Genomic DNA, 12,881 nt, shown 5'->3' with positions numbered 1-12,881 from the left:
GGCCTTGATCAGCCGCCGCACTGCTTCAGCATCATCTGCTTGTCCGCCGCCGTCACCGGCAGCTTGTACTTCAGCGAGACCTGCGCGAACCGCACGCTGTACGAGCAGCGGATGCTCTTGTTCGGCGGCAGCCACGTAGCCGGACCCGAGTCGCCCTTCGCGCCGTTGGTCGGTCCGTCCACCGGGATCAGGTTGAGCGGGTCGTTGGCGATGTCCTCCCGCTCACCCTTCGTCCAGTGGGAGGCACCCATCTGCCAGTCGTACGAAAGCGGCATGACGTGGTCGATCTGGACCGTCGTCGCACGAGGCTTGGTCCACTGAATCGTCTTCCCGGTGTACGGGTCATGCAGCGTCATGGAGGTGACGACGCAGTCCGAGCCCGCCCGGAAACGGACATTCTCTCCATCACGTTTCAAGAGATCGTTCCGCGAGTCACACCCATTGTGAGCAAAGGGGATGCCGCCCGGAGCCGAGTCCATCCAGGCGTAGCCGAACTTCTCCCGCTCGTAGCCGGTCTTCGGACCGCGCCCCTTCGTCGAGACTTTCTCGATCAGCGTTCGTGCCTTTGCCTTGTCCGCGGGCGAGGTGATCCCTGCCAATCCCGACTTCGTTCCGTCCGGGTTGTCGAGTGGGTTCACAGCGCGAGCATTATCGGCGGTTGGGACGGCGGAACCCGAGGGAGCGTCATCCGAAGAGATGCCTCCAGTCTTGCAGCCAGTAAGCATCAAGCCGCTGCCGAGCACCACGGCGGATACGAAGCGGACAGTCCGTGTTCGGCTGGTGTGCCTCACGTGCCTCTCAGTACGCATAGTGCACCGCCTGCGACATGAGCTGCGAAAATCCTGCGATCATGCTTCGCAGCATAGAGATAACGCGGGTGTCGCAGGAGTTGGAGTCGGTGTCCGCCCACGCGGTGCCGAACCGTTCCCGCGAGTACCCGGTCTTCGGGGCGCGTCCCTTGACGGTCAGCGAGTCGGCGGCGGCCAGCACCGCTCCCTCGCCCTGCGTCCTTCCGGGTCCGGAGGATCCCTTGGTGTGCTCGCTCTTGCAGCCGGCCACGGCGACGGTCATGACGACCACCGCGGCGACCGCACCGCCCCTCAGACGCGTCACGGTACGTCCCCCTCGCTCGCCCTCGTCCGCCCTGCTGGACGGGCGGATCGTTCCTGTGCCCACGGTAACGGACTCCCGCTTTCCGCCCGATGGGACCAAAAGGCGCCATCAGGTGCAATACGGGCTCGACTTGGGGCAGGGGTGGGGCTTTGCGGGGGAGTCCGGGGGGCGCGGATGTGCGCCCGCTCACACTGTGACGCGTCCGCACGTCGAGAAGCCCGCTTGACCTTGTCGCCGGTGTCAGGGTCCGAGGATCCCGGCATGAGCGAAGACACCCGCACCCACAGCCCCCGTATCGTCGTCGTCACCGGTGCCGGTACCGGTATCGGCCGGGCCACCGCGCGCGCGTTCGCCGCCGAGGGCGCGCGGGTCGTCGCGGTCGGCCGCCGGGCGGCGCCGCTGGCCGGGACCGCCGACGGGCACCCCCGGATCACACCGGTGTCCGCCGACCTCGTGTCCGCGGACGGCCCCGGGACGGTCGTGCGTACGACGCTGGAGCGGTTCGGCCGGATCGACGTGCTCGTCAACAACGCGGGGGTCGTCACCCCCGGTTCCCTGCGCACCTGCACACGCACATCGGTACGCCCCCTGCTGGAGACCAACCTCCTCGCTCCCGTCCTGCTCACCCAGGCCGCGCTGCCGGCGCTGGAGGCCGTGCGGGGCGTGGTGGTGAACGTGACGACCTCCGTCGGTCAGCGCGCCTGGCCCGGCAACTCCCTCTACGCGGCGGGCAAGACCGCCCTGGAGACGCTGACCCGCAGCTGGGCCGTGGAACTCGCGCCGCACGGGGTCCGGGTGGTCGCCGTGGCGCCCGGTGCGATCGACACGCCCATCGGTGAGCACTCCGGCTACAGCCCCGAGCAGGTGGCGCGGCTGCGCACGTGGCAGCGGGAGCACACCCCGCTCGGCAGGATCGGCCGCCCGGAGGAGGTCGCCTGGGCGATCACCCGGCTCGCCTCCCCGCAGGCGTCGTTCGTGACGGGAGTGGTGCTGCCCGTGGACGGCGGGGCGGTCGTCGCCTGACCGGCCCCGCACCTCAGGGACCCGGGTCCCCCGCCTCCCGCAGCGCCGCCGCCAGCCGGTCCCGTACCGCCGTCTGCGCCGCGATCCGCGCGTCCAGCACCGCGAGCCGGTCCCGGGCGACCCCGAGGCCCTTGGCGGAGGCGGGGCCGGCGGTGACGTCGCCGTCCAGGCAGGGCAGGAACACCCGTACGTCGTCCAGGGTGAGGCCCGCTTCCAGCAGGTGCCGGATGTTGCGGACGCGGACGGCGGCACGGACGTCGTACTCCCGGTAGCCGTTGACGGCGCGTTCGGAGGTGATCAGGCCCTGCTGCTCGTAGTGGCGCAGGGCGCGCGGTGTCACCCCGGTCGCCGCCGCCAGTTCCCCGATCCTCATGCCCCCCTCACGGCTCCTACGATCCCAGGACCGAGGCGAGGAACTCGCCGACCCAGCCCAGCAGTTCGCGGCCGACCAGCGGCTTGCCGCCGACCTTCGCGGTCTTCGGGCGCGGCACCAGCACCTGGTGCACGGCCGGCTTGATGACCGTGCCCGGGTACAGACGCTTGACCCGGAGTTCCTGCGACTCGCGCAACTCCACCGGTGCGAAGCGGATGCTGGTGCCCTGCAGGACGATCTCGCCGACGCCGCACGCGCGCGCGAGCATCCGCAGCGCGGCCACCAGCAGCAGGTTCTCCACCGGTTCGGGCAGCTTGCCGTAGCGGTCGGTGAGTTCCTCGCGGACGGCCTTGATGTCCTCCTCGGAGTTGGCGGAGGCGATGGCCCGGTACGCCTGCAGGCGCAGGCGCTCGCCGGGGGCGTAGTCGTGCGGGACGTGCGCGTCGACGGGCAGCTCGATCTTTACCTCGAGCGGCGCCTCCTCCTCGATCTCACCGGTCTCCAGCTGACGCCGGTAGTCCGCGACGGCCTCGCCGACCATACGGACGTACAGGTCGAAGCCGACGCCCGCGATGTGGCCGGACTGCTCACCGCCGAGGAGGTTGCCGGCGCCGCGGATCTCCAGGTCCTTCATCGCCACGTACATGCCCGCGCCCATCTCGGTGTGCTGGGCGATGGTCGCCAGGCGCTCGTGCGCGGTCTCCGTGAGCGGCTTCTCCGGCGGGTACAGGAAGTAGGCGTAGCCGCGCTCGCGGCCCCGGCCGACCCGGCCGCGCAGCTGGTGCAGCTGGGACAGACCGAAGGTGTCGCCGCGCTCCACGATCAGCGTGTTGGCGTTGGAGATGTCGATACCGGACTCGACGATCGTGGTCGAGACGAGGACGTCGAACCTCTTCTCCCAGAAGTCGACGACGACCTGCTCCAGCGCCGACTCCGACATCTGGCCGTGGGCGATCGCGATGCGTGCCTCGGGGACGATCTCGCGCAGTCTCGCCGCCGCGCGGTCGATGGACTCGACGCGGTTGTGGATGTAGAAGACCTGGCCCTCGCGCAGCAGTTCGCGGCGGATGGCGGCGCCGATCTGCTTCTCCTCGTACGGCCCGACGAAGGTGAGCACCGGGTGGCGCTCCTCCGGGGGTGTGGTGATCGTGGACATCTCACGGATGCCGGTGACCGCCATCTCCAGGGTGCGCGGGATGGGCGTGGCGGACATGGTCAGCACGTCGACGTTGGCGCGGAGCTTCTTCAGCTGCTCCTTGTGCTCGACGCCGAAGCGCTGCTCCTCGTCGACGATGACCAGGCCCAGGTCCTTGAACTTCGTCTCGGACGAGAACAGGCGGTGGGTGCCGATGACGACGTCCACCGCGCCGTCCTTCAGGCCTTCCAGGACGGCCTTGGCCTCGGTGTCGGTCTGGAAGCGGGACAGCGCCTTCACACTCACCGGGAACTGCGCGTACCGCTCCGAGAACGTCCCGAAGTGCTGCTGCACCAGCAGCGTCGTGGGCACGAGGACGGCGACCTGCTTGCCGTCCTGTACGGCCTTGAAGGCGGCCCGCACCGCGATCTCGGTCTTGCCGTAGCCGACGTCGCCGCACACGAGGCGGTCCATGGGGACGGACTTCTCCATGTCCTCCTTGACCTCGGCGATGGTGGTGAGCTGGTCGGGGGTCTCGGCGTAGGGGAAGGCGTCCTCCAGCTCGCGCTGCCAGGGCGTGTCGGTGCCGAAGGAGTGTCCGGGGGCGGCCATGCGCGCGCTGTACAGCTTGATCAGGTCGGCGGCGATCTCCTTGACGGCCTTCTTCGCGCGTGCCTTGGTCTTCGTCCAGTCGGCGCCGCCGAGCCGGTGCAGGGTGGGCGCCTCGCCGCCGACGTACTTGGTGATCTGCTCCAGCTGGTCGGTCGGGATGTACAGCCGGTCGCCGGGCTGGCCGCGCTTGGCGGGCGCGTATTCCACGACCAGGTACTCGCGCGTGGCGCCCTGCACGGTGCGCTGCACCATCTCGATGTACCGGCCCACGCCGTGCTGTTCGTGGACGATGTAGTCGCCCGGCTCCAGGGTGAGCGGGTCGATGGTCTTGCGGCGGCGGGCCGGCATCCGGGCGCCGTCGCGGCCGGTGGCGCGCTGCCCGGACAGGTCGGTCTCGGTGAGCACGGCGAGCTTGAGCGCCGGGTCGACGAGGCCGTACTCGATCGAGCCGCAGGAGACGTGCACGAGGGAGGGGCTCAGCTCGCCGAGGTCGGCGTCGAGCCGTGCGGCGATGCCCTCGCCGCCGAGCACCTCGACCGTGCGGGCGGCCGGCCCGTGGCCCTCGGTGACGAACACCGTGCGCCAGCCGTCGGCGAGCCAGCCCTTGGTGTCGGCGAGGGCCCGCGCGGTGTCGCCGCGGTAGGTCTCGGGTGCGTGCATGCCGAGCTTGAGGGTGTCGCCCGCCGCGCCGGCGGCCCAGGGGTCCGTGAGCTCCTCGTCGGCGGCGAACGGCGAGACGGACCACCACATCATGTCCAGCTCGCGCGCGCGGTCGCGAACGCCGGCGAGGGACCACAGGGAGGCGGCGCCGACGTCGATCGGGGCCTCGCCGCCCCCGGCGGTGGCCGCCCAGGAGGCTTGCAGGAACTCCTGGGAGGTGGCCACGAGGTCGGCGGCACGCGTGCGTACCCGCTCCGGGTCGCAGACCACGGCCATGGCGCCCTTGGGGAGGACGTCGAGCAGCAGTTCCATGTCGTCCACGAGGACGGGGGCGAGGGACTCCATGCCCTCGACCGCGATGCCCTCGGCGATCTTGTTCAGGAGTTCGCCCAGCTCCGGGTGGTCCTCGGCGAGGGCACGCGCGCGTGCGCGTACGTCGTCGGTGAGCAGGAGTTCGCGGCACGGCGGCGCCCACAGGCCGTGTTCGGCGACTTCGAGGGAGCGCTGGTCGGCGACCTTGAAGTAGCGGATCTCCTCGACGTCGTCGCCCCAGAACTCGACGCGCAGGGGGTGTTCCTCGGTGGGCGGGAAGACGTCCAGGATGCCGCCGCGCACGGCGAACTCGCCGCGCCTCTCGACCAGCTCCACGCGCGCGTAGGCGGCGGCCGCGAGGGCGTCCACGACGTCGTTCAGGTCGGCGCTCCGGCCCTGCTTCAGGGACACCGGCTCCAGGTCGCCGAGGCCCTTGACCTGCGGCTGCAGCACGGATCGCACGGGCGCCACGACGACGGAGACCGGGCCGGTCTCGGGGTCGTCCTGGCTGGGGTGGGCGAGGCGGCGCAGGACCGCGAGACGACGGCCGACGGTGTCGCTGCGCGGGCTGAGCCGCTCGTGCGGGAGGGTCTCCCAGGAGGGGTACTCCACGACGCCCTCCGGGGGGAGGAGGGAGCGCAGGGCTGCCGTCAGGTCCTCGGCCTCGCGGCCCGTCGCCGTGACCGCGAGCACGGGGCGGCCGGCCTCGCGGGCGAGGGCGGCGAGGGCGAAGGGGCGGGCCGCCGGGGGGCCGACGAGGTCGATGTGCATGCGGTTGCCGTCCGCAGCCGCCGTGATCGCTTCCGCGAGGGCGGGGTCCTTGACTACGGCGTCGAGCAGACCGTGCAGGCTCATGGGGGCTTTCCGTCCGGGGTGGGCAACGCAAGTAGCCCGGCGCGGGTGGCAGCCGGGGTTGTCCAGCCTACGACGCCGGCGGCGTTGCCGTCGGGGGCTGTGGACAACCCTCCCGGAAGCGCACCTCCGGAACAGCCCGGTGGAACAGCCCGGTGAGCAACCCGGTGGAGCAACCCGGTGCCGGGAAGTCTCCAGGACTTCCCGGCACCGGGTCTTCCCCCGCAACCCCCGTATGCGGTGGTCATCGGTCCGCCTGCGCGGCTGGACCTGTCTAGTCCGTCGCGATGGCGTTCAGGACGTTCATCCGGCCCGCGCGGAACGCCGGGATCAGCGCGGCGAACAGGCCCACGAAGGCCGAGGCGACGAAGACGGTGATGATCGTCGGCCAGGGGATGTCCAGGATGCTCAGGCCCTCCATGGCGAGGAGCTTCTGGGCGGTCGCGCCCCAGCCCATGCCCAGGCCGAGGCCGAGCAGGGCGCCGAAGACGGCGATCACCACGGACTCCAGGCGGATCATGCGGCGCAGCTGGCGGCGGGAGAGGCCGATGGCCCGCATCAGGCCGATCTCCCGGGTCCGCTCGACCACCGACAGCGCCAGGGTGTTCACCACGCCCAGGACCGCGACGATGATCGCGAGTGCCAGCAGGCCGTAGATCATGTTCAGCAGCTGGCCGATCTGGTCCTTCAGCTCCTTCTTGTAGTCGGTCTGGTCGCGCACGGCCAGGTCGGGGTAGTCGTGCAGGGCCGACTTCAGCGCCTTGTAGGCGGCTGCCTGCCGCCCGTCCTCGGCCATGGCGAAGAGAAGTTCGTCCTGCGGCATCTTGCCGGCGGGGACGTACGTGGCCAGCGTCCGCAGGGACATGTACTTCGCGCCCGCGTCGATCAGGCCGTCGCTGCTGGTGATCGCCCGTACGGTCAGGTGGCCCGTGGAGCCGTCCGCGAAGGCGACGGCGATCCCGGAGCCGAGCCGGATGCCGTGCTCCTTGGCGAACGTGTCGGGTACCGACATCGAGTCGGGCCGGTAGGCGTCCTTCAGCTCGCCGGCGACGGTCCTGGTCCGCACGTCGCTCGCGTAGGTCGGGTCGGCGGCCATGATCGTGGTCTTCTTGAGGGTGGTGCCGTCCGGCAGGGTGAGGTCCGCGTCGGTCCACTTGTACTCGGTGACCCGCTTGAGGCCCGCCGTCTGTTTGACGGCCTTGACCGCCTGCGGGGTGATGAGCCCGCCCGGGGTGTCGCTGCGGATGATGAAGTCCGTACCGACGGTCTTGTCGAGCTGGTCGGTGGCCGAGGCGACCATGGAGGAGCCGACCACCGACAGGGAGGCCACCAGGGCCAGGCCGATCATCAGGGCCGCGCCGGTGGCGCCGGTGCGGCGCGGGTTGCGCAGCGCGTTGCGCTCGGCCATCCGGCCGACCGGGCCGAAGATCCGCAGCATGACCGCGCCGAGGACCCGGACCAGTCCGCCGGCGAGCAGCGGGCCGATGACGACGAAGCCGATCAGCGTGGCCACCACGCCCAGCCCCAGCCAGCCCGAACCGGCCTTGGCCTTGTCGGCGGTGGCGGCGACGTACAGGCTCCAGCCGCCGGCGGCGGTGAGGAGCAGGCCGATCACGGCGCGGACCGTGCCGGCCCTGGCGTCGCCCGGGGCGCCCGCGTCGCGCAGCGCGGCCATCGGGGAGACCTTGCCGGCGCGCCGGGCGGGCAGGTAGGCGGCCAGGACGGTGACCACGACGCCCAGGAGCAGGCCGACGGCCGGGGTCGTCCAGGCGACGGTCAGGTCGTCGGTGGACAGGTGCATGCCCATCCTGCCCATGAGCTTCATCAGGCCGACGGCGATGCCGACGCCCGCGCCGACGCCGAGCAGGGAGCCGATCACGCCGAGCAGCAGCGCCTCGATCAGCACCGACCGGTTGACCTGCTTGCGGGAGGAGCCGATGGCGCGCATCAGGCCGATCTCGCGGGTGCGCTGGGCGACCAGCATGGAGAAGGTGTTGATGATCAGGAAGATGCCGACCAGAAGGGCGATCCCGGCGAAGCCGAGCATCGCGTACTTCATGACGTTCAGGAAGCTCTTCACGCTCTTCTGGTTGGCGTCGGCGACCTCCTTGGCGGTCTGCACCTTGTAGCCGTGGCCGAGGACCGCGGTCACGTTCTTCTTCAGCTGCGCGTCGGTCACGCCCTGGGCGGCGGTGACGTTGACGTCGGTGTAGACGCCGGTCCTCCCGACCAGGGTCTGCTGGGCGGTCCTCGTGTCCAGGTAGAAGATCGCCGCGCCCGGGTTGGTGACCTTGAAGGCGGCGATGCCGGACACGCGCGCGTGGTGGGTGCCCACGACCGAGATCACACCGATCTCGTCACCGAGTTTCAGATGGTGCTTGCCGGCGGTGTCCTCGTCGACCATGACCTGGTCCGGTCCCTTGGGCGCCGTGCCGCTGGTGACCTTCATGGTGCGGGCGTCCTTGCCGTTCCAGCTGCCGACGATGGTGGGCGCGCCGCTGCTGGGCGACAGCTTGTCCTTCTCGGCGTCGATGACGGTCACCGAGGTGGAGAACACCGTCCCCTCGGCCGACTTCACGCCCTGCGCCCCGCGGACCTCGCCGAGCACGGAGGCCGGCATGACCGGCGGCCTGCCGGTGCGGGAGGTCGTGTCACCGGCGTCGGAGGAGCCCTTCGCACTGACCGTCACGTCCGAGGCCGTGGCCTGGAACAGCTTGTCGAAGGTGGTGTTCATCGTGTCGGTGAACACCAGCGTGCCGCACACGAACGCCACCGACAGCAGGACCGCGACCGCCGAGAGCGCCATACGGCCCTTGTGCGCGAAGAAGTTGCGCATCGAGGTCTTCAGGACGGTCATGACGTACGCCCCCGGGCGTCGAAGTCCTTCATGCGGTCGAGGACCTGATCGGCCGTCGGCTGGTGCATCTCGTCGACGATCCGGCCGTCGGCGAGGTAGAGCACACGGTCCGCGTAGGAGGCGGCCACCGGGTCGTGGGTGACCATGACGATGGTCTGGCCGAGTTCGTCCACCGAGCGGCGCAGGAAGCCGAGCACCTCCGCACCCGCGCGCGAGTCGAGGTTCCCGGTCGGCTCGTCCCCGAAGATGATCTCCGGCCGGGCGGCGAGCGCACGGGCCACGGCGACACGCTGCTGCTGGCCGCCGGAGAGCTGGGCCGGCCGGTGCCGGAGGCGGCCGGCGAGCCCGACGGTCTCCACCACCCGGTCCAGCCACGCCCGGTCCGGCTTGCGCCCGGCGATGTCCATGGGCAGCGTGATGTTCTCGAGCGCGTTCAGCGTCGGCAGCAGGTTGAACGCCTGGAAGATGAACCCGATCCGGTCCCGGCGCAGCTGGGTGAGCTTCTTGTCCTTCAGGCCGGTGATCTCGGTCTCGTCCAGGAAGATCTGACCGCCGGTCACGGTGTCGAGCCCGGCGAGGCAGTGCATCAGCGTGGACTTGCCGGACCCCGAGGGGCCCATGATCGCGGTGAACTGGCCGCGCATGATGTCCACGTCGACGTGATCGAGGGCGACGACACGGGTCTCGCCGGACCCGTACGCCTTCACGACCTGCCGTGCCCGCGCGGCAACGGCCGTACGCCCTCCAGTGCCCCCGTGCCTGGGAATGGTCACAGCCGATGTCACGGTATGTCTCCTATGTCGGTTGGCAAGTCGGTGCGGTGCGTCGGTGGTGCCCCGGTGGGGCGTCGTTCTGGGTACGCCGTCGAGTCTCGCGGCCGGCAGGGCCGTCGCGCGCTGGTGCGAAGCCCCCTGTTTCCCGGGGGAAAGCCCCACCCCGCCGGTGCGGTCAGCCGCCCCCCAGCGGCGTAAAGCCAGGTTAAGGACCGGGCCCGGCCCGTCTCGTCCTCCGTCGGGACGAACCCTCCCCGAGCCGTAGTACGGAGATACCCCTAGGGGCACTCCACCCCCGGGCGGAGTCGTTCTCGGGGTCGTCTCCACCCTTCGGCTCCGCAAGCCTCCACCCTCCCGTCGCGTGAGGGTCAATGGGAAGCTGGCCTACCGGAGATGGGTGCAAGGGGCACGGAGAGGGGACGTCCGGTGGGGAGTACGACACCCGCGATAAGCGGCGGAGCGGTCAGGCGGCAGGACACCGGGCGGCGGGGCGCGGTGGTCGCCGCGCTGATGCTGGCGATGGCGCTGGCGGCGCTGGACGCCACCATCGTCTCCACGGCCGTACCGCAGATCGTCGGCGACCTCGGCGGGTTCTCCGTGTTCTCCTGGCTGTTCTCCGGCTATCTGCTCGCTGTGACCGTCACGCTCCCCGTCTACGGCAAGCTCTCCGACACCTTCGGCCGCAAGCCGGTGCTGGTGGCGGGCGCGGCAGTGTTCCTGCTGGGCTCGCTGCTGTGCGCGGGGGCCTGGAACATGGCGGCGCTGATCGCGTTCCGGGTGGTGCAGGGGCTGGGCGGCGGGGCGTTGCAGGGGACGGTGCAGACGCTGGCCGCCGACCTGTACCCGCTGGCGGAGCGCCCGAAGATCCAGGCCAGGCTGTCCACCGTGTGGGCGGTGTCGGCGGTGGCCGGGCCGGGCCTCGGCGGCATGCTGGCCGCGTACGCCGACTGGCGCTGGATCTTCCTCGTCAACCTGCCGATCGGCGCCGCCGCACTGTGGCTGATCGTCCGTCATCTGCACGAGCCGGAACGCGAGAAATCCGTCCACGCGCGCGTGGACTGGGCGGGCGCGCTGGCGGTGTTCGCGTGCGGCGGGGTGCTGCTGGCCGCGCTGGTGCAGGGCGGGGTGGCCTGGGCGTGGCTGTCGGCGCCCTCGCTCGCGCTGTTCGGCGCCGGGCTCGCCCTGGCCGGGGTCGTGGTGTGGGTGGAGCGGCGGGCGACCGACCCGATCATCCCCGGGTGGGTGTGGCGCCGCCGTACGATCGCGGCCGTCAATCTGGCGCTCGGTGCGCTGGGACTGCTGATGGTGGCGCCGAGCGTGTTCCTGCCGACGTACGCCCAGTCGGTGCTCGGGCTCGGTCCGGCGGCCGCCGGTCTGGTGCTGTGCGTGTGGACGTTGACCTGGTCGGCATCGGCGGCGCTCAGCCAGCACGTGTACCGGCGCATCGGCTTCCGCGACACCGCGCTGCTCGGCATCGGGCTGGGCGCGCTGATCCTGCTCGCGTTCCCGTTCCTGCCGTATCCCGGTTCCTGGTGGCAGCCGATGCTGCTGATGCTGCTGCTCGGCGGCGCGCTGGGGCTCTTCCAGCTGCCGCTGATCATCGGGGTGCAGTCGACGGTGGGCTGGTCGGAGCGGGGCACGACGACCGCGTCGGTGCTGTTCTGCCGGCAGACCGGGCAGACCGTGGGCGCCTCCGTCTTCGGTGCCGTCGCCAACGGGGTGCTGGCCGCGCGGCTGGGCGGAGCGGGCGACCTGGAGTCCGTCACCCGCGCACTGGACGCCGGCAGGGCTCCGGAGGCGACACGGCGGGCGATCGCCGCGGCGGTGCACGCCGTGTACGTCGGGGCGGCCTGTGCGGCGGCGCTGGCCTTCGTGGTGCTGCTGGTGGTGGCGCCGCGGCGGTTTCCGGTGCGGCAGGAGTAGCCGTACGGCGCCGCTGCCGGTACGGCGACGCGCCCCGGGCGGGACCGTGGGGGATGTCGGTCCCGTTCCCGGGGCGGTGTCGAGGGATACCGGAGTCAGTCCAGCCGGCCCTCCCTTCTCGCGGCCCGCGCCCGGCCCTGGTACGGGCCCGGCACGGGCGGGTGGTGCGAGCCCGGCACGGGCGGGTGGCGCGTGCCGGGCGGCCTGCTGGTGCCCGGCAGGCAACGTGTGCGCGGCGGGGCGAACGCTGCCTGTCGGGGCACTAGGCGGGCACGGCCGACAGGACCTCCGTGGTGCACGTGCCGAACTGGTTGCCGAGGGCGTTCAGCAGGTGCGCGGCGGCGTAGCTCTGGGAGTTGTAGATGCTGCGGTCGGTGTCCAGCACCGCCCTGCGTCCGTGCATGGCCCGGGTGTTGTCGACCAGGACGACGTCGCCGTCGACCCAGTTGATCTCCTCGGTCACCGACTCGGTGACGTCGCGCACCTCGTCCCACAGCCACTCGGGCAGCTCACTGCCGTCCGCGAAGGTGATCTTCGGCGGCTCGTAGTTGTACGACGGGCCGAGCATGCTGTTGGCGAAGGACTGGCGGCGGCCGAACAGCGTGGAGTGCACGGCCGGGGTGCGGTAGGCGTAGGTGAGGTAGCCGTCCTCGTCGACGTGGAAGGTGGTGTGACCGGGGCCTGTGGCCAGGCCCTGCACGTCGTGGACGGTGATGTCCTCGACGTCCTTGACCTCCTCCAGCTGGAACTGGGTGAACGCCTTCCACATCGCCTCGCTCACCCGGCGGGTGTAGACGATGTCCTGCTCCTTGAAGGCACGCTTGGCCTGCGGGCTGAACCGCTCCCAGGCCGCGTACCCGTCGCACACGGTGGTCTGCGAGCCGGACTTGGCGGCCTTCTCGCACAGGAACCAGGTGAGCGTCGGCACGAACGGGCTGTTGCCGTTCTCGATGTGCAGACCGAGCGCCTCGGTGCCGGCGTCGACCTTCTGGGCGACGTTGCCGCCGAAGAAGGTGCGGGCCGGGTCGAGGGTGACCTTGTCGGAGTGGGCGCGGACGAAGTCGGAGAACTCCTCCAGGCTCGGGTCGAAGCCGCGGAAGAGCAGGAAGCCGGTCTCCGCGAGGACGTTCATCACCTGCTTGGGCTGCAGGTCGGCGAGGTTCCCGCCGGGGCGGGCCATGGCGATCCTGCCGAGGCCGTTTCCGTAGCGTATGAGGTCGACGCCGGCGATCATGGTGTGGGTGTCTC

Annotated in this window: 8 protein-coding genes and 1 pseudogene; 2 read left to right on the top strand and 7 right to left on the bottom strand. The window is 71.0% G+C overall.

The features are described from left to right. Positions 1 to 8: 8 nt before the first annotated feature. Positions 9 to 725, bottom strand: a complete 717-nt coding sequence (locus tag ABZ624_RS27440) for an HNH endonuclease family protein (protein ID WP_360094552.1) — start codon at positions 723 to 725, stop codon at positions 9 to 11. 148 nt (positions 726 to 873) lie between these two features. Next, a pseudogene (locus tag ABZ624_RS27435) lies at positions 874 to 1,113 on the bottom strand (hypothetical protein); the annotation flags it as partial. A 261-nt stretch (positions 1,114 to 1,374) separates the two neighbouring features. On the opposite strand from ABZ624_RS27435, the gene ABZ624_RS27430 reads away from it, so the two are divergent. After that, entirely contained in the window at positions 1,375 to 2,136 is a 762-nt protein-coding gene (locus ABZ624_RS27430) for an SDR family oxidoreductase (RefSeq protein WP_360094300.1), read from the top strand. A gap of 13 nt (positions 2,137 to 2,149) precedes the next feature. Here ABZ624_RS27430 and ABZ624_RS27425 read toward each other — a convergent pair whose 3' ends face one another. From ABZ624_RS27425 to ABZ624_RS27410, 4 genes are all read right to left on the bottom strand, one after another. Continuing rightward, positions 2,150 to 2,509 (bottom strand): MerR family transcriptional regulator, encoded by a 360-nt coding sequence (locus ABZ624_RS27425; protein ID WP_360094297.1) that lies wholly within the window; start codon positions 2,507 to 2,509, stop codon positions 2,150 to 2,152. Between the two features lie 16 nt (positions 2,510 to 2,525). Further along, positions 2,526 to 6,083, bottom strand: a complete 3,558-nt coding sequence (mfd, locus tag ABZ624_RS27420) for a transcription-repair coupling factor (protein WP_360094294.1) — start codon at positions 6,081 to 6,083, stop codon at positions 2,526 to 2,528. A 271-nt stretch (positions 6,084 to 6,354) separates the two neighbouring features. Further along, complete coding sequence (locus ABZ624_RS27415) at positions 6,355 to 8,937, bottom strand: FtsX-like permease family protein (RefSeq protein ID WP_360094290.1); 2,583 nt, start codon at positions 8,935 to 8,937, stop codon at positions 6,355 to 6,357. After that, on the bottom strand, positions 8,934 to 9,722 hold the full coding sequence (locus ABZ624_RS27410; protein ID WP_360094287.1) for an ABC transporter ATP-binding protein: 789 nt from the start codon (positions 9,720 to 9,722) through the stop codon (positions 8,934 to 8,936). Before ABZ624_RS27410 ends, ABZ624_RS27415 begins: the two co-directional genes overlap by 4 nt. Before the next feature lie 414 nt (positions 9,723 to 10,136). Here ABZ624_RS27410 and ABZ624_RS27405 point away from each other — a divergent pair, with 414 nt between their 5' ends. After that, positions 10,137 to 11,633 (top strand): MFS transporter, encoded by a 1,497-nt coding sequence (locus ABZ624_RS27405; protein WP_360094284.1) that lies wholly within the window; start codon positions 10,137 to 10,139, stop codon positions 11,631 to 11,633. 262 nt (positions 11,634 to 11,895) lie between these two features. Here ABZ624_RS27405 and ABZ624_RS27400 read toward each other — a convergent pair whose 3' ends face one another. Next, positions 11,896 to 12,867, bottom strand: coding sequence for a TauD/TfdA family dioxygenase (locus ABZ624_RS27400; RefSeq protein WP_360094281.1), 972 nt, complete (start codon positions 12,865 to 12,867; stop codon positions 11,896 to 11,898). Between the last annotated feature and the right edge of the window lie 14 nt (positions 12,868 to 12,881).

Source organism: Streptomyces sp. NPDC007205, from assembly GCF_040634095.1.
In the GTDB taxonomy this organism is placed as follows: Bacteria; Actinomycetota; Actinomycetes; order Streptomycetales; family Streptomycetaceae; genus Streptomyces.
Note: the sequence above shows the minus strand (reverse complement) of the source record. Positions and strands in the feature narration are given on the sequence as shown.